Origin of the sequence: Massilia sp. DD77, from assembly GCF_036961685.1 — a bacterium.
GTDB lineage: Bacteria > Pseudomonadota > Gammaproteobacteria > Burkholderiales > Burkholderiaceae_D > Telluria.
Genome location: NZ_JBAMDH010000063.1, coordinates 1 through 15,562 on the forward strand (window position 1 = coordinate 1; position 15,562 = coordinate 15,562).

The window sequence follows — 15,562 nt, forward strand, 5'->3', positions numbered from 1 at the left end:
CCGGCGCCATGCGCGCCAGCACGGCCGCCGCCGGCGCCGCAGCCGGCAGCGCAGGTACGCCGCCCTGGATCGCATTGGCGGCGCCAGCTGCGGGCTGGGCCGCACCGGCCGCGTCGGCGAGCTCGGCATTGGCCCGCGCCGGGTCCTGGGCGCCAGGACGCGCCTGGCCCTGGAACAGGACGGCCGGCGAACCCGGCATCGCCATCATCATGGCCGGCATGGCCGCCGCCATCATCGGCATCGCCATGGCGCCCAGCAGGGGTTCGGCCTGCGCGGCTTGCACCTCGGCGGCTTCAGGCTGCGTCGCGGCGGCTTCGCCTTCCGGCGCCGGCGCGGCGTCGGGCGCCGGCTCGGCTTGGGTGTCGGCCGGCATGGCGATCTGCTCCAGGCCCAGCCATTGCTGGAAGGGGAGCGCCGCCGGAGCGGCGGCTGCCGCGGCCAGGGCCGGATCGGCAGGCGCGGCGCCCGTCGGCTGGGTGGCCGCCACGGTGGCGTCGGCCGGCGCCGCCGCTGCTGCCGGTGCGGCGGAAGCGGCCGCGCCGTTCATGGCGCCGCTGTTCATCGCGCTGTTCATCGAAATATTCATGCGTGGTCTTGTTCGGTGTCGAGTTCGCCTTCGAGGGCGTAGGCCATCCAGCCTTCCTTGTTGCCCGCCATGTCGTCCAGGCGCGCCTGGACCTGGGCGCTGGCGGCGTCCACCCCGGCGCGCGCGCGTTCATGCGCGCCGCGCAGGCGGGCCAGCGCCGCGCGCTCGGCGGCGTTCCAGCGGCCGGCCTTGGCCAGCTCCTGGAGGCGCGGGCCGAGGGCCTGGACGGCAAGGCCGAGCCGGTCCCAGTCGGCGCGCGCGAACGCGTCGTCCAGGGCGGCGGCCAGGCCGTCGATGGCGCGGATCCTATCCATTGCGTTCCTGCACGCCTTTCCAGCCCTGGCGGATGGTCGTCAGGAGACGGATCACCTCGTCGACCATGTTCGGGTCGAGCTTGATGCCGGCGCCGTGCAGGTGCTGGGCGCAGAAGTCATAGATGCGCGCCAGGTTGGCGACGGTCTCGCCGCCCTGCTCGAAGTCGAGCGAGCTGGACAGGCCGTTGATGATCTCGACGCACTTGTCGATGCTGGCGGCCTTCTGCTCGTAGCGCTTGGCGGCGATGTGGGCGCGGGCGCGGGCCAGCTCGTCGAGCAGGCCGTCGGTGAGCAGGAGCACCAGCTCCACCGGGGAGGCGCGCGAAGTCTGCGCGTCCAGGTTGACGGCGTGGTAGCTGCCGTAGGCTTCTTGATAGGACATCGTTTTTCTCGTCAGTCGTCGTTGCTGAACAGTGCGTCGAACAGCGACGCGTTATGGGTCATGGCGCCCTGCATGGCTTGCAGTTGCGTGAATTGGCGCAGGTAGCGCTGGTAGGCCGAATCGTACTGCTTGTCGAGCGTGGCCTGGCGGTCGACCAGGGCCATCTGCTGGGTGTCGGTGGCTTCCTTGCGCAGCTTGATCTGGCCGTCGACGCTGTTGCTCCAGGTCTTGAGGTAGGAGTCGAGCGCGCCGGCGATGCCGGTCGGGGTGCCCGAGGCCTTGCCGATCAGGGTGTCGAGGCCGGTCGGGTTGGCGGCCAGCTGGCGCAGCAGGCGATCCGAGCGCAGTTCGAGCGTGCCTTCCTTGGTCGCGATGATGCCGTAGGCGGCCAGCGAATCGCCGCTCGCCGGGCGCAGCAGGTTGTTGAGGCGCTCGTTGAGGGAGCGGATGCCGCCATCGTGGGCGAAGGCGCCGCCGGCCGAACCGGTTTCCGGGTCGCCGGCATTGGTCAGCTTGTTGAGCGTGGTCTTGAGCTTGTTGTAGGCGTCGATGAAGGCCTGCACGTTGGCGGTGGTGGCGCTGTTGTCCGCGCCGACCGTGATCCCCACCGGGGCGGCGCCGGGCGCCTGGGCCTTGGTGAAGGTCATCGACACGCCGTCGATGTTGGTGAAGGTGTTGGTCGCCTGGACGATCGGGGTGCCGTTCTCGGAACCGACGCGGATCTCGGCGTCCTGCGCCGCCACCAGGGTGCGCACGCGCAGCGGATCGGCGTTGGCCTGGGCCAGGCTCGAGGTGCCGGTGACGCCGGAAGTGTCGATCGTGATCGCGGTGGCCGCGCCGGTGCTCTTGGCGGTCAGCACCAGTTCCGAGGTGGCGCCGGTGGTCACGATCGAGGCCGTGACCATCGAGGTGTTGCCGGTGGCGCCGTTGATCGCCGCCGCCAGTTCGCGCGTGCTCAAGGTGCCGTTGGCGTCGGTATCGGCCGCGCCCAGGTTGACCGCGAAAGCCAGCGAGCCGCCCATGTTGATGTTCAGGGTGCCGGCCACGCCCGCGTTGTCGGTCAGGCCCGAGTAGGACACCTGGCTGGCGGTCGCCAGCTGCTTGACGAAGAACGAGTAGCTGCCCGCCGCCGCGGTGGAGCTGGCGGTGGCGCTGCCGACCGAGGTGTCGCTGAAGGTCGCGGCCTGCGAGAACATGGTCTTGGACAGGCCGGTGAGCGAGCTCAGGCTGGTCTGGAAGGCCAGCATCGCCGAGCTCAGTTCGTTCAGGCCCTTCTCGGTGGCGGTGGCCTGCCGGTTCTGGGTGTCCAGAATCTGCTGGCGCGCCATGACGTACTTGTCCGCCAGCGACTGCGCGGTGGTGATCGGGTCGTAGGTAGGTGCGGTAATTGCCGATGCCATGTCGTTCTCCTTGTTTTGCTGCTCGTTGCTGCTCGTTGTTGCTCGTACTGGGCTTAGTCCGCCCGTCCTGCCATCCATGACTGGGTGGCGATATCGTCCTCGCGCTTGCGGGTAGCGCGTTCCTGGTCGCGTGCGGCCAGCGCCTGCTGCTGCTCCAGCACCTTGCCCAGCAGTTCGCGGCGGGTCCAGGCATCGGTCAGCTTGCGCTGCGAGACCGCCATATTGGCCTCGTGCAGCTGCAGGTCGACCTTGTGCGCGTCGGCCATGGCCATCACGTTCTGCTTGTAGGCGCCGCAGTTCAGCGCCTGCGCCAGCGGCAGCGCACCCGAGGGGCCGCTGCCTTCGGTCAGCGAGTTCAGGCGCGCCAGGTTGTTCTGGTAGCGGTTGCGGGTGGCTTCCTGGCTGGCCAGGTCGGCCTGCAGGCGCTCGACCTCGGTGCTGCGCAGCTGCACCATGGTGCCCAGGCTGGCGATCATCGCCTGTTGTTTGTTCTGGCTCATGCCATCATCGCTTTCAATGCATCGATGCAGCCGGGCAGGGGCGCTTCTTCACGCGTGCCCTGGCACAGGAAGGCTTCGATCTGCGGCTGCAGGCGCACCGCCTTGTCGGTTTCGGGATCGGCGCCCGGCACGTAGGCGCCGAGCGGGATCAGGTCGCGCACGCGCGCATGGCGCGCCATCGCGGCCTTCAGCTTGCGCGAAGCCGCCGCGTGTTCCGGGCCCACCACCTGGGCCATGCAGCGCGAGATCGACTGGGCCACGTCGATCGCCGGGTAGTGGCCGCGCTCGGCCAGCTCGCGGGTCAGGACGATGTGGCCGTCCAGGATCGCGCGCGCCGAGTCGACCACCGGGTCCTGCTGGTCGTCGCCTTCGGCCAGCACGGTGTAGATCGCGCTCATGCTGCCTTTCGGGTTCTCGCCGTTGCCGGCCGATTCCACCAGCTGCGGCAGGTTCGAGAACACCGAGGGCGGATAGCCGCGCGTGGCCGGCGGCTCGCCCAGCGACAGCGCGACTTCGCGCAGCGCCATCGCGTAGCGGGTCAGCGAATCGCACAGCAGCAGCACGTTCTGGCCGCGGTCGCGGAAGTGGGCTGCGATCGAATGGCACATCTCGGTCGCCATCACGCGCATCAGGGGCGATTCGTCGGCCGGCGCCACCACCAGCACAGCGCGCTTCAGGCCTTCCGGGCCGAGCGACTTCTCGACGAATTCGCGCACCTCGCGGTTACGTTCGCCGATCAGGCCGACCACGATCACGTCGGCCACGGTCTGGCGCGTGATCAGGCCGAGAAGCACCGATTTACCGACGCCGGAACCGGCCATCAGGCCGACGCGCTGGCCCTTGCCGATGGTGAGCATCGAGTTGATCGCGCGCACGCCGACGTCGAGCGCTTCCTCGACCGGCGCCTTGCGCAGCGGGTTCACTTTCGGCGGGGTGGTCGCCAGGGGCTGGTCGCCGCCCAGCTTGCCCAGGCCGTCGATCGGTTCGCCCATGCCGTTGACCATGCGGCCCATCCACGAGGGGCCGATCATCAGTTCGCTCTTTTCCTGGACCGGGAGCACGCGCGCGCCGGTCACCAGGCCGCTCGCTTTCTTGAACGGCATCAGGTAGGAGATCTTTTCCTTGAAGCCGACCACCTGCGCGTCGAGCCAGCCGCCATCGACGGTCTCGATGCGGCAGCGCTGGCCGGTGTGCAGGCGGCAGCCGACGGATTCCAGCAGCAGGCCCTGGGCGCCGACCAGGCGGCCCGTGGGCAGGGCCACCGGCACCGCGCCGAGTTCGACGGAACGCAGGCGTTGGGCGATGGCCGTCATGCTTCTTCCTCTTCTTCGTCGGACAGCAGCTGGTCGCGCACCTGGTCCATCACGGCGGTGAGGCGGCCCTGGCAGCCGGCGTCGACTTCATGGTCGCCCGAACGCACGCGGCATTCTCCCGGCTCGAGCGCCGGGTCGGGCAGCAGGGTCCACTTCTTGGCGCGCTTGGGATCGAGCTCCAGCACGCGGCGCAGTTCTTCCGGATTGAGGAAGACCTCGACCTGTTCGCGCGAAGGCGGCATCACGGCCAGCGCTTCCTCGACCAGGGTCAGGAGCTGCACCGGCTGCAGCGCCAGTTCGGCGCGGATCACCTGGCGCGCGATCTTGCCCACCAGGTCCACCACTTCCTTGCGCTGCGCCGCGCGCAGGTCGGTCTTGAGCTTCTTCAGGCCCTTGAGCATGGCGTCGACCGGCTTGGCGATCTGCTCCAGCTGTTCCAGGGCCATGGCGCGGCCTTCTTCGATGCCGCGCTGCAGGCCTTCGGACTGGCCGAGCGGATAGCCGTCGGCGCGGCCCTGGTCCAGGCCGGCCTCATAGCCTTCACGCTGGCCCTGGCGGTAGCCGTCGGCCAGCGCGGCCTGCCATTCCTCGGCCGAACCGGCGCCGTTGCCGGGACCGGTGGTCCCGGGCGGCAGCGCTGTCGTGAACTGGTGCAGCGGCGGGAAGTGATAGGACCGGAATTGCTTCATTCGGCGGTTGCCTCGGCAAACAGCTGGATGTCGATTTCACCGGCGTCGGCAAGCGCCTTCACGGTGACCATGATTTCGCGGCGGGTCTGTTCGATGCGCGACATCGGCACCGGGCCGGAACGGCGCATCAGGTCCTCGAAGCTCTGCGCCTGGCGTTTCGGCATCGCGCTCAGGACGGCGTCGCGCAGGGCCGGCTCGGCGCCCTTGAGCGCGATCGCCCACTGCTCCAGCGGCACTTCGTCGAGCAGGCGCGAGATGACCTGTTCGGTCTGGCGCGACAGGATGAAGAAGTCGTACATCGACATCTCGATCTGCGACACGACTTCCGGGTCGTGGGCGCGCAGCAGCTCGACCATGCCGGCACGGTTGTCCTGCAGGCGGTTGAGGATTTCGGCGACCTGGCGCACGCCTTCCACGCTGGCGCTCTGGGTGTCGAGCGCCGACAGGCAGCGGCCCACCAGGTCTTCCAGTTCGTGCAGCACGTCGCGGTCGATCTCGTCCAGGCGCGCCATGTTCAGCAGAACGAGTTCCCGACCCTCCTGAGGCAAGGCTTCCAAGATTTGAGAAGCCAGCGCCGGCGGCAGGAAGGCCAGGAACACGGCCTGCATCTGCACGTGCTCGGACGAGACGAATTCGGCCAGCCACTTGGGCGAGGCGTACTGCAGGCGCGCCATCATCGGACGGATCGCGTCGCCGTAGATCGTGTTCAGCACGCTGTTGGCGATGTCGCTGCCGAGCGCCAGGTCGAGCGAGCGCTTCAGGTAGCTGCGCGAGGCGCCGTGCAGGCCGCTCTGCTGGCGGTAGTCGTCGAAGAAGTTCTGGATGGCCGTCTTGACGGTGTCGACCTTCATGCCGCTCATGCGCGACATGACCTGGGTCAGTTCCAGCAGTTCGTCGCGCTCGAGGCAGCGCAGCACGGCGGCTGCGCCTTCTTCGCCGATCGACAGCAGCACGATGGCGGCTTGTTCGACCGGGGTCAGGACGCCGGTTTCGGCGCCGTCGAGATTATTCAGTTCGGCCATGTTTTTTCTGCACCCATTGTTTGACGACTTCGGCAACGCGCTCAGGCTCTTTGCCGGCGAGGACTTTCAAATGGTCGACCATCACGTCGACAGGGGAACCGGCTGGAGGCAGGTCGTAGTTTTCGAGCAGGGGAACCACCGCACCCGGACCGCCGGAGACGGCGTGCGGGGCGCCGAGGGCGGCCACCGACATGGCGGGCTGGACCTCGTTGCCCGGCAGAGCGGCGGCTGCGCCACCCGACCCCGAACCCGGCAGGGCAGGAGCGGCGGGGGCAAGCGGAGGCTGCGGCGCCAGGCGCGTGGTGACCGCTCGCAGGAGCGGGCGGGCCAGCAGGAAGTAGGCGAGCAGGGCACCGATAGCATAGACGCCCCAGCCCGTCATGTCGACCACGTTGTCGCGTTCCTGCCACCATTCCTGCGCGACCGGCGCGGCCGGGAATGTCAGGCTTGAAACAGCCAGCACGTCGCCGCGCGCCGCATCGATGCCGAGGCCGCTGCGCAGGATCTTGTCGATGTTGGCCAGCTCGGCCGGGGTATAGCCGATCTTCGCGTTGGCGGCGCTGGCATTGTTCAGCACCACGGCGACGGACAGCTTCTTCAGGCGGCCGCGCGAACGCTTGATCTGGGTGATCGCGCGGTCATAGGCGTACTGGCGGGTGGTGGCGTTCTTGCGTGCGCTGCCGTCGTCCTGCTTGGCGGCTGCGGCTGCGGGATCGGCGGCCTGGCCGTCGGCGGCGGCCGCCGGATCTGCGGCTTGCGGCGGACGGTTCGACAGGGTGCCCGGCACGCCCAGGGCCATGCGGTTGCGCTCCATCTCTTCGCGCATCGCTTCGCTGGTGACCTTCGGCGCTTCGCCGTATTTTTCCTGGGTTTCCTCGATCTTGTCGTTGTCGACGTCGGCCGTGACGCTCAGCTTGAAATTGTTCGCGCCGAGCACCGGGGCCAGCAGTTCGTTGACGTTCTTGCGCACGTCGTCGGTATAGCGCTTGGCGGCGCTGTCGCCCTGGACCGCGCCGTCGAAGCCGTCCGTCAGGTCGACACGCGAGGACAGGTAGTTGCCGGCCTGGTCGACCAGCGAGACGCGGGTCGGCGCCAGGTTGGCGACGCTGCTCGAGACCATGTTGACGATGGCGGCGATCTGCTCGTTCGACAGGCTGCGGCCGGGCTTGAGCGCGATCACGACCGAGGCCGAGGACTGGTCGCCGGCGCCGGTGACGAAGGCGCTGGTCTTGGCGATGGCCAGGTGCACGCGCGCCGAGGCGATGGCGTCCATGGTCAGGATGCTCTGCGCCAGCTCGCCTTCCAGGCCGCGGCGGAAGCGCACGTCCTGCACGAACTGCGACACGCCCAGCGGATCGTTCTTGTCCATCAGTTCCAGGCCGGCCGGCAGCTGGGCGGTCACGCCCTTGGCGGCCAGCAGCATGCGCACCTTGCCCAGCTCGCCGGACGGCACCATCACCTGGCCGCTTTCCGGGTGGACGCGGTAGGGAATCTGTTCGCCTTCGAGCACGGTCATCATGTCGCTCGCGGAGACCTTCTCGCGTGCGCCGAAGACCGGCTTGTAGCTCGACTGGTCTTGCCACAGGTACATCATGACGGCGGCCGTGATGGCCACGGCCAGGCCCAGCAGCAGGGGCAGATTGTTGCGCAGGGCCGGGGGCAGGGCTGGCGCTGCCAGCTTGCCGCCGAAAGCGGACTTGAGGGTAGAGATCACTGGAACGTCTCGTTAAGAAGAAAAGGGATCAGACCGGAAGCTTGAGCAGTTCGTCGACCGCGCCCATCACTTTATTGCGGACCTGCATCAGCATCGAGAAGGACAGGCTGGCCTCCTGGGACGCCAGCATGGCGCCCACCAGGTCGTCGCTCTTGCCGGCATCGACCGCCGCCATGCGGTCGGCGGCGGCGCGGTCTTCGGCGTCGACGCCGGCGATGGCGTTCTTCATGGTCTGTGCGAACGAGAAGCCGCCTTGCGAATTGTTAAATGTGCCTTGCGCCGCGAAGTCGGCGGCCGGCTGGATTGCCAGGCGGCTCGCTTCGTTGGTCAGTTGTGCAAGGTCGGCTTTGATCAAACCGGCGAGTTCAGTTGCCATCGGAGTTCCCATGCAGTTTGTGTGTTGTTTGGAGACGACAAAATGTGACTTATTTTGTTGTCCCGCAGCCTCGGTGAGGGCCTAAATTGTTAAATCTTGGTCTACGAACGCCCGTTTGTTTCTGCTCCCTTTACGCTGTATTTACCTCTGTGCGTAGGGGAGAGGGCCCTTGATGCTGCGATGCGATGAAGAGATCTTACCGTAGGGCAAGTAGGAAATCAAAGGAGAATCTCAAAGTGTCGCACGCAAATATCCCTGTATAATAGTTGCTTGTGGGAATGAAAAAACGTCATTTCTCGTTACTCCGTAACAATTAACTATGCCGATCAATCCACCCGACCGTTCGCGTGACTATCAAGTGCTCGACCCGGCCCTCCTGGGCCGGCCGGTGCACCTGTTGCCGTCCTTCGCCGCCCGCCTGCATGAAACGCTGGGCGAAGCCATGGCCTCGCCGGCCGGGCGCCGCTATTGGGGCGCCTATCGCTTGACCGAGCTCAGCTTCGAGCGCGCGCCTGAACAGGCCGGTTTGCGCTGGCTGGGCGTCCAGGGGCGTTTCGGCATGGCCGCCGTCGCTTTCGAGCGTTCCCTGCTGCTGGGGCTGCTGGAAGGCCGCTATGCCCGCCGCACCCCGAGCCAGGGGGCGCCGCGCGACCTGGCTAATGAAAGAGTCACCGCCACCGAGGAACGCCTGGCGGCGACCCTGACCCAGCAGCTGGCCGGCATGCTCGACGCCCGCGTGGCCGAGGGCCTGGCGATGGTGGGTGCGGATGCGCCGGCCGAGATGCCGCTAGGCCAGGTGACGCCGGCGGCGGCGCCAGGCAAGGCGGGCTGGGTGATCCGGGTGGCGCTGCGCGCCCCCCAGGCCGACCAGGATAGCCTGCTGTGGATCGGTCTCGACCAGCAACTGATGGGCCATGTCCTTCAGGGGCTGATGGCGGAGAAGGGCAGCTCGCGCAGTACGCGTGGCGCCTCCGAACCGCTGGCCGCGAGCCTGCACGTCAAGCTCGACGGCCGTCTGGTGAGCAAGGAGATCACGCTCGCGGCGCTGTTCGACCTCAAGGTCGGCGACGTGATCCCCGTATCGGTCGGGCGCGCCGACGTGCTGCTGGACGAATCGCGCCTGTTCACGGCCGCTGTGGCCGAACACAAAGGGAAGTTGTGTTTAACCTCTTTTGAAGATGCCGAATAAATGGACATGAATCTCAACGAGCAACTGACTGGCGCCGACCTCATCATCGACGACCTCGACGGTGTGGAAGCGGCCACCGCCGCCGCCGGCAAGAAGGCCGGCCGCCAGCTGCCGCAAATGATGCGCCGCATCCCCGTCACCCTGACCCTGGAAGTGGGCTCGGCCCGCGTCTCGCTGCAGGAACTGATGTCGATCGGCCCGTCCTCGGTGCTGCCGCTCGACGCCCTGGCCGGCGAACCGCTGGTCATCAAGGTCAACGGCACCGCGATCGGCCGCGCCGAAGTCGTGGTCGCCGGTGAACAGTATGGTCTCAAGGTCGTCGACCTGGACGGCCTGAACCTGGACCTGCTCGCTTCATGATGCGTGCTGCCCGCGGCGCAGCCGTGCGTCGCGTGTTTTACCGTTCCTTGCCGCTCGCCGGTGGGCTGCTGCTGTGTGCACTGCCTGTCGCCGCCCAGCAGCAGGACGTGCTGCCCGGGATCATCCCCGGTTCCACCCAGGGGATGACGGTCAAGTCGCAGATCCTGGTGCTCATGACCCTGCTCGGGCTGCTGCCCGTCATGGTCATGATGATGACGAGCTTCACCCGCTTCGTGATCATCCTGTCGCTGTTGCGCCAGGCCCTCGGCCTGCAGCAGGGCTTGCCGAACCGCATCATCACCGGCATCGCCCTGATCCTGACCATGCTGGTGATGCGTCCGGTCGGCGAAGCCGTATGGCGCGACGCCTTCATGCCTTATGACAAGGACAAGATCGGCCTCGAGCAGGCCCTGAAAATCGCCGAGGTGCCGGTGTCGCGCTTCATGCTGGCCCAGACCAGCAAGACCTCGCTGGCCCAGGTCGGGCGCCTGGCGGGCGAACCGGCCAACCTGGCCCCGGAGCAACGCGGCTTCACCGTCAAGCTGGCCGCCTTCGTGCTCTCCGAGCTGAAGACCGCCTTCCAGATCGGCGCCATGCTCTTCATTCCCTTCCTGATCATCGACCTGGTGGTGTCGTCGGTGCTGATGGCGATGGGCATGATGATGCTGTCCCCGCTGGTGATTTCGCTGCCCTTCAAGTTGCTGCTGTTCGTGCTGGTCGATGGCTGGACCCTGACCGTGAATACCCTGGTCGGCAGCATCCACGGCTATTAATGATAGAGAGAATCGTCGAATGAGTCCCGATATCGCCGTCGACCTGGTGGTCGAAGCCCTGCAGATCGTGATGCTGCTGGTGATGGTGCTGGTGATCCCCGGCTTGCTGATGGGCCTGGTGGTCGCGCTGGTGCAGGCGGCCACCCAGATCAACGAGCAGACCCTGAGCTTCCTGCCGCGCCTGCTGGTGACCCTGCTGGCCGTGATCGTGGCCGGCCACTGGATGACCACGACCCTGATGGATTACTGCATCTCGGTCTTCCAGCGCGCCGCGACGCTGGTCGCGTAAGCGTCCGCTAGCCTGATGGAACTGGTCAGCTTCCTGCTGCCGCTGCTTGGCGCCCTGTGGTGGCCCTTCGCCCGCATCATGGCGATGATGGTCACCGCTCCGGTGCTGGGCGAGGGCGCGGTGCCGATGCCGGTCAAGGCCCTGCTGTCCGTGGTGCTGGCTTTCCTGATGCTGCCGATTACCAAGGGCGGCGCCATGCCCGACCCGTTCTCGCTGGCGGGCGTGGTGGCCATGTTCGAGCAGGCCATCATCGGCGGCGTGATCGGCCTGGCCCTGCAGTTCGCGATGGCCGTGATCACCATGCTGGGCTTCCTGGCCTCGAGCCAGATCGGCTTCTCGATGGCGCAGATGAACGATCCGGTCAACGGCGCCGTGTCCGACGTGGTGTCGAGCCTGATGTCGCTGGTGGCGATGCTGGTGTTCTTCGCCATTGACGGCCACCTGATCCTGATGACGGTGTTGGGCCAGAGCTTCAAGGCCTGGCCGGTGGGCGCGGGCTACGGCCCGATGCTGCTGGAAACGGTGGCCCTGAACTTGGGCTGGGTATTCGCGGCCGCGATCCTGCTGGCCCTGCCGATCGTGTTCTCGACGATGGTGGTGCAGATCGGCTTCGGTTTCCTGAACCGCGTGGCGCCGAGCCTGAACCTGTTTTCGCTGGGCTTCTCCCTGGTGACGATCTTTGGCTTGCTGATGCTGGTGCAGCTGGTGCGCTTCATCCCCGACCACTACGTCGCCATGACCAACCAGGTGCTCGAGATGCTGACCCAGCAGATGAGGATGAGCCATGTCCGATAGTGGCGGCGACAAGACAGAAAAGCCCTCACAGCAGAAGCTGAAGAAGGCGCGCGAAGAGGGGCAAGTCGTCCGCTCGCGCGACCTGTCGACGGCGGTCGGGATCCTGGTCAGCCTCAAGGTGTTTTCGATGATGCTGCCGGACTACCTGGAGAGCTTCCGCACCCTGTTCCGCATGGTGTTCGTGCCGCTGGGCGAGGCGGGGGCGATGGAAAACGCGATGTCGGTGGTGTTCACCGGCGCCGTGATGCTGCTGGTGAAGATGGTGCTGCCCCTGGCCGCGGTGCCGGTGGCGATCGTGGTCGCCAGCGTGGTGCCGGGCGGCTTCGTGGCATCGAGCAAGAACATGGCGCCGAAGTTCGACCGCCTGAGCCCCATGAAGAACCTGGGCAACCTGTTCTCGCAAAAGCACTGGATCGGCTTCGCCACCTCGGCCCTGAAGGCGATCGTGCTGGGCTGCGTGCTGTGGTTCGCCTGCCGCGGCGGGATCCAGGGCTATGTCGAGCTGCAGCGCATGGCGCTGGGCGACGCCATGCTGCGCGGCGCCGGCCTGATGTTCGACGCCCTGATGGCGATGGTCATGGTGTTCGTGATCTTCGCCCTGATCGACGTCCCGGTGCAGCACTTCCTGTTCATGCGCAACCAGCGCATGAGCAAGCAGGAAATGAAAGAAGAGCATAAGAGCAACGAGGGCCGTCCCGAGGTGAAGCAGCGCATCCGCCAGCTGCAGCACCAGCTGGCCCAGCGCAGCGTGCGCAAGACGGTGCCGACGGCGGATGTGGTGATCGTCAACCCGCAGCACTACGCCGTGGCGCTGAAGTACGATACCAACCGCGCCGAAGCGCCCTTCGTGGTGGCCAAGGGCGTGGACGAGATGGCGCTGTACATCAAGCAGGTGGCGCGCGAGCACAAGGTCGAGACCCTGGAGCTGCCGCCGCTGGCCCGCGCCATCTACAACACGAGCCAGGTCCAGCAGCAGATTCCCGCCCAGTTGTATCAGGCGGTGTCGCAGGTGCTGAACTACGTCTTACAACTGAATGCGTTCCGTGCAGGCCGGCGCCAGGCGCCCCCACGGTTCCCCAACGAGGTGGTGGTCCCATCTCATCTGAGTGAGGTTTCTCCATGAATTCCATCAACGCCTTCATCGGCGAACTGAAGCGCCAGAAGTTCGCCGCGCCGGTGTTCCTGATCGCGCTCCTGGCGATGATCATGCTGCCGCTGCCGCCGATCCTGCTGGACGTGCTGTTCACGTTCAACATCGTGCTGGCGCTGATCGTGATCCTGGTCTCGGTCTCGGCCAAGCGGCCGCTGGACTTCTCGGTCTTCCCGACGGTGATCCTGGGCACCACCCTGATGCGCCTGGCGCTGAACGTGGCGTCCACCCGCGTGGTCCTGCTGAACGGCCATAACGGCCCGGACGCGGCCGGCCATGTGATCGAATCCTTCGCCAACGTCGTCATCGGCGGCAACTTCGTGGTCGGCCTGGTGGTGTTCGTGATCCTCATGATCATCAACTTCATCGTGGTGACCAAGGGCGCGGAACGTATCTCGGAAGTGTCGGCGCGCTTCACCCTGGACGCGCTTCCGGGCAAGCAGATGGCGATCGACGCCGACCTGAACGCCGGCCTGATCAACCAGGAACAGGCGACCGTGCGCCGCAAGGACGTGGCGGCCGAAGCCGACTTCTACGGCGCCATGGACGGCGCCTCGAAATTCGTGCGCGGCGACGCCGTCGCCTCGATCCTGATCCTGATCATCAACCTGGTCGGCGGTATCGCGATCGGCGCCCTGATGCACGGCCTGCCGATGGGCGAGGCCTTCAAGGTCTACGCGCTGCTGACCATCGGTGACGGCCTGGTGGCCCAGATCCCGGCGCTGCTGCTGTCCGCCGCCGCCGCCATCCTCGTGACCCGCATCGGCGAGTCCGGCGACCTGGAAAAGCAGGTCGGCGGCCAGCTGCTGGCCCAGCCGGCGGTGCTGTTCGCGGCCGCGGGCGTGATGGTCGTCCTCGGCCTGGTGCCGGGCATGCCGACCTTTACCTTCTTTATCTTCGCCGGCGTGGTCGGCTATGTCGGCTGGAAGCTGACCAAGCGCGTCAAGGCCCCGGACAACGCCGGCGTGGCCGCCATCGAAGCGGCCCTGCGCGAAGAACGCGCGCCGGAACTGGATTGGCAGGCGCTGCCGGTCGTGCAGCCGGTGACCGTGGCCGTGGGCTACAAGCTGGTCGGCATGATCGACGTGGCCCAGGGGGAACCGCTCACCAAGCGCATCAAGGGCGTGCGCCAGAGCCTGTCCGAGCAGATGGGCATGCTGCTGCCCGCCATCGGCGTGCGCGACGACCTGGCCCTGCGCCCCTCGCAGTATTCGATCAGCCTGTCGGGCACCGTGGTGGCCGAGGCCGAAGTCATGCCGGAGCACCTGATGGCGATCCCGTCGCCCAACGTCTACGGCGAGCTGGATGGCATCCCGGGCATCGAGCCGGCCTACGGCATGGCGATCACCTGGATCACCCCGGACCAGAAGGCGCATGCGCTGGGCCTGGGCTACCAGGTGGTCGAGGTGGCGAGCGCGATCGCCACCCACACCTCGAAGGTGGTGCGCGAATACCTGCACGAGCTGTTCCGCCACGAAGACGTGCCGGCGATCCTGGAGCGCCTGACCGCCTTGTCGCCCAAGCTGGCCGGCGCGCTGGACAAGGCGCTGACCCATACCCAGCTGCTGCGCGTGTTCCGCGTCCTGCTGGCCGAGAGCGTGTCGCTGAAGGACATCGTGGTGATCGCCACCACCTTGCTGGACAGCTCGGAAACCACCAAGGACCCGATCCTGCTGGCGGCCGAGGTGCGCTGCGCGCTGCGCCGCCAGATCGTGTCTAGCCTGTACGGCAAGAAGAAGGACATGCCGGCCTTTAACCTGTCGGCCGAACTGGAAAACATGCTGCTCGGTTCCCTGAACCAGGCGCGCCAGAACGGCGGCGGCAAGGTGGCGCTGGACAACTACCCGATCGACCCGCAGCTGCTGTCCCAGCTGCAGATCAACATGCCGGTGGCGCGCGAGCAGATGAAGCAGGCGCACACGCCGCCGCTGCTGCTGGTGCTGCCGCAGGTGCGCCCGCTGCTGGCGCGCTACGCGCGCCTGTTCGCGCCGGGGCTGCATGTGCTGTCGTATAACGAGATTCCCGAGAACCGGGATGTGTCGATCGTGGGGACGGTGGGTTAAGCGCGGCGTTACCCGAATCGTAGGGGTGGCGGCTTTGCCGCCGGCCCTACGCCGGCAGCACCAGCGCCAGCTCCGCCGCCGCGCGGAACACCGGCAAGGTCAACACCTGCGACGCGTCGTCCGCCGCCACCCGCGCATGCGCCGGCCCCACCGGCAGCCGGTCGCGGAAACTCCAGCGCAGCACCTTCAGCCCCGCACGCGCCACCGCCTGGTCCAGCATCGGCTGCAAGCCGCGCAGCTTGCCGAGGGCCAGCGCATCCGGCGCGCACAGTTCCAGCGCCACGCCGCCCGGCATCGGCTCCACCTGCACCACGACCGCCGTACCGTCGGCCAGCTCCAGCTCCAGCCTGAGCGCCGCGCGGCCGCGCTTGCGCCGTCCGGGCGGGGCGTCGGCGCCGTCCTGCACCACGCGCAGGTGCTGGTCCTTGGGACCGCCCGCATGCACCGTGAAGCGCCAGGCGTCGCCCGGCAGGACCGTGCCGTCGGCCTGGCGCAGCACGCGCCCGTCCTGGTTCGCCACCAGCACCGCCGGCGGCAGCTGGCCCGCGTGGGCGCGCAGCTCGCGGTTCATCAGCTGGGTGCCGTAGTTGCGCACCATCGCGCGCCACGAAGCCGCCAGCGCGGGGCCGTCGGCCTGCGAGAAGTGC

At 67.4% G+C, this 15,562-nt stretch carries 17 protein-coding genes and 1 pseudogene; 7 read left to right on the top strand and 11 right to left on the bottom strand.

Annotated features, from left to right (window positions below):
• The 10 genes and pseudogenes from V7778_RS24010 to V7778_RS24055 all read right to left on the bottom strand — a co-directional run.
• Positions 1-586: pseudogene (locus V7778_RS24010) on the bottom strand (hypothetical protein); the annotation flags it as partial.
• Positions 583-900, bottom strand: a complete 318-nt coding sequence (locus V7778_RS24015) for a hypothetical protein (protein ID WP_335559976.1) — start codon at positions 898-900, stop codon at positions 583-585. The gene V7778_RS24015 and the pseudogene V7778_RS24010, both read right to left, overlap by 4 nt.
• A complete protein-coding gene (gene fliS, locus V7778_RS24020; protein WP_335559978.1) occupies positions 893-1,282 on the bottom strand; it encodes a flagellar export chaperone FliS in 390 nt (129 codons plus the stop codon). Before fliS ends, V7778_RS24015 begins: the two co-directional genes overlap by 8 nt.
• Before the next feature lie 11 nt (positions 1,283-1,293).
• A complete protein-coding gene (fliD, locus tag V7778_RS24025) occupies positions 1,294-2,682 on the bottom strand; it encodes a flagellar filament capping protein FliD (protein ID WP_335559979.1) in 1,389 nt (462 codons plus the stop codon).
• Positions 2,683-2,735: 53 nt separating this feature from the next.
• Positions 2,736-3,182, bottom strand: a complete 447-nt coding sequence (locus V7778_RS24030) for a flagellar FliJ family protein (RefSeq protein ID WP_211520520.1) — start codon at positions 3,180-3,182, stop codon at positions 2,736-2,738.
• Entirely contained in the window at positions 3,179-4,495 is a 1,317-nt protein-coding gene (gene fliI / locus V7778_RS24035; RefSeq protein ID WP_335559982.1) for a flagellar protein export ATPase FliI, read from the bottom strand. The genes V7778_RS24030 and fliI overlap by 4 nt, the downstream gene beginning before the upstream one ends.
• Complete coding sequence (gene fliH / locus V7778_RS24040; RefSeq protein WP_335559983.1) at positions 4,492-5,184, bottom strand: flagellar assembly protein FliH; 693 nt, start codon at positions 5,182-5,184, stop codon at positions 4,492-4,494. The genes fliI and fliH overlap by 4 nt, the downstream gene beginning before the upstream one ends.
• Positions 5,181-6,206: a FliG C-terminal domain-containing protein gene (locus tag V7778_RS24045; RefSeq protein WP_335559985.1), complete on the bottom strand. Its 1,026-nt coding sequence runs from the start codon at positions 6,204-6,206 to the stop codon at positions 5,181-5,183. Before V7778_RS24045 ends, fliH begins: the two co-directional genes overlap by 4 nt.
• Complete coding sequence (fliF, locus tag V7778_RS24050; protein ID WP_335559987.1) at positions 6,190-7,920, bottom strand: flagellar basal-body MS-ring/collar protein FliF; 1,731 nt, start codon at positions 7,918-7,920, stop codon at positions 6,190-6,192. Before fliF ends, V7778_RS24045 begins: the two co-directional genes overlap by 17 nt.
• A 28-nt stretch (positions 7,921-7,948) precedes the next feature.
• The gene (locus V7778_RS24055) at positions 7,949-8,296 is read right to left on the bottom strand and encodes a flagellar hook-basal body complex protein FliE (protein ID WP_211520515.1); all 348 of its coding nucleotides are present in this window, start codon (positions 8,294-8,296) and stop codon (positions 7,949-7,951) included.
• Between the two features lie 319 nt (positions 8,297-8,615).
• Here V7778_RS24055 and V7778_RS24060 point away from each other — a divergent pair, with 319 nt between their 5' ends.
• From V7778_RS24060 to V7778_RS24090, 7 genes are read left to right on the top strand one after another with little or no spacing between them, the layout of a single operon-like run.
• Positions 8,616-9,485 carry a FliM/FliN family flagellar motor C-terminal domain-containing protein gene (locus V7778_RS24060; protein WP_335559990.1) on the top strand — a complete coding sequence of 290 codons (870 nt, stop codon included), beginning with the start codon at positions 8,616-8,618 and terminating at the stop codon, positions 9,483-9,485.
• Positions 9,486-9,845, top strand: a complete 360-nt coding sequence (locus V7778_RS24065) for a FliM/FliN family flagellar motor switch protein (protein ID WP_335559992.1) — start codon at positions 9,486-9,488, stop codon at positions 9,843-9,845.
• Entirely contained in the window at positions 9,842-10,618 is a 777-nt protein-coding gene (fliP, locus tag V7778_RS24070; protein WP_335559994.1) for a flagellar type III secretion system pore protein FliP, read from the top strand. The genes V7778_RS24065 and fliP overlap by 4 nt, the downstream gene beginning before the upstream one ends.
• Positions 10,619-10,637: 19 nt before the next feature.
• The gene (gene fliQ / locus V7778_RS24075; RefSeq protein ID WP_211520511.1) at positions 10,638-10,907 is read left to right on the top strand and encodes a flagellar biosynthesis protein FliQ; all 270 of its coding nucleotides are present in this window, start codon (positions 10,638-10,640) and stop codon (positions 10,905-10,907) included.
• A 15-nt stretch (positions 10,908-10,922) separates the two neighbouring features.
• Entirely contained in the window at positions 10,923-11,702 is a 780-nt protein-coding gene (fliR, locus tag V7778_RS24080; protein ID WP_335559997.1) for a flagellar biosynthetic protein FliR, read from the top strand.
• Positions 11,692-12,825: a flagellar type III secretion system protein FlhB gene (gene flhB, locus V7778_RS24085; RefSeq protein ID WP_335559999.1), complete on the top strand. Its 1,134-nt coding sequence runs from the start codon at positions 11,692-11,694 to the stop codon at positions 12,823-12,825. The genes fliR and flhB overlap by 11 nt, the downstream gene beginning before the upstream one ends.
• Positions 12,822-14,915, top strand: a complete 2,094-nt coding sequence (locus V7778_RS24090) for a flagellar biosynthesis protein FlhA (RefSeq protein ID WP_335560001.1) — start codon at positions 12,822-12,824, stop codon at positions 14,913-14,915. The genes flhB and V7778_RS24090 overlap by 4 nt, the downstream gene beginning before the upstream one ends.
• Positions 14,916-14,961: 46 nt before the next feature.
• Here V7778_RS24090 and V7778_RS24095 read toward each other — a convergent pair.
• Positions 14,962-15,562: hypothetical protein (locus V7778_RS24095; RefSeq protein WP_335560003.1), on the bottom strand; the 601-nt coding region annotated here is incomplete at its 5' end.

Excerpts from the sequence above, each read along its gene's own strand:
- flhB (WP_335559999.1), top strand. The coding sequence starts at position 11,692 with ATGTCCGATAGTGGCGGCGACAAGACAGAAAAGCCCTCACAGCAGAAG.
- V7778_RS24055 (WP_211520515.1), bottom strand. The coding sequence starts at position 8,296 with ATGGCAACTGAACTCGCCGGTTTGATCAAAGCCGACCTTGCACAACTG.
- fliS (WP_335559978.1), bottom strand. The coding sequence starts at position 1,282 with ATGTCCTATCAAGAAGCCTACGGCAGCTACCACGCCGTCAACCTGGAC.
- fliP (WP_335559994.1), top strand. The coding sequence starts at position 9,842 with ATGATGCGTGCTGCCCGCGGCGCAGCCGTGCGTCGCGTGTTTTACCGT.
- V7778_RS24065 (WP_335559992.1), top strand. The coding sequence starts at position 9,486 with ATGGACATGAATCTCAACGAGCAACTGACTGGCGCCGACCTCATCATC.
- V7778_RS24090 (WP_335560001.1), top strand. The coding sequence starts at position 12,822 with ATGAATTCCATCAACGCCTTCATCGGCGAACTGAAGCGCCAGAAGTTC.
- fliH (WP_335559983.1), bottom strand. The coding sequence starts at position 5,184 with ATGAAGCAATTCCGGTCCTATCACTTCCCGCCGCTGCACCAGTTCACG.
- V7778_RS24060 (WP_335559990.1), top strand. The coding sequence starts at position 8,616 with ATGCCGATCAATCCACCCGACCGTTCGCGTGACTATCAAGTGCTCGAC.
- fliI (WP_335559982.1), bottom strand. The coding sequence starts at position 4,495 with ATGACGGCCATCGCCCAACGCCTGCGTTCCGTCGAACTCGGCGCGGTG.
- V7778_RS24015 (WP_335559976.1), bottom strand. The coding sequence starts at position 900 with ATGGATAGGATCCGCGCCATCGACGGCCTGGCCGCCGCCCTGGACGAC.
- fliR (WP_335559997.1), top strand. The coding sequence starts at position 10,923 with ATGGAACTGGTCAGCTTCCTGCTGCCGCTGCTTGGCGCCCTGTGGTGG.
- V7778_RS24030 (WP_211520520.1), bottom strand. The coding sequence starts at position 3,182 with ATGAGCCAGAACAAACAACAGGCGATGATCGCCAGCCTGGGCACCATG.
- V7778_RS24045 (WP_335559985.1), bottom strand. The coding sequence starts at position 6,206 with ATGGCCGAACTGAATAATCTCGACGGCGCCGAAACCGGCGTCCTGACC.
- fliQ (WP_211520511.1), top strand. The coding sequence starts at position 10,638 with ATGAGTCCCGATATCGCCGTCGACCTGGTGGTCGAAGCCCTGCAGATC.
- fliD (WP_335559979.1), bottom strand. The coding sequence starts at position 2,682 with ATGGCATCGGCAATTACCGCACCTACCTACGACCCGATCACCACCGCG.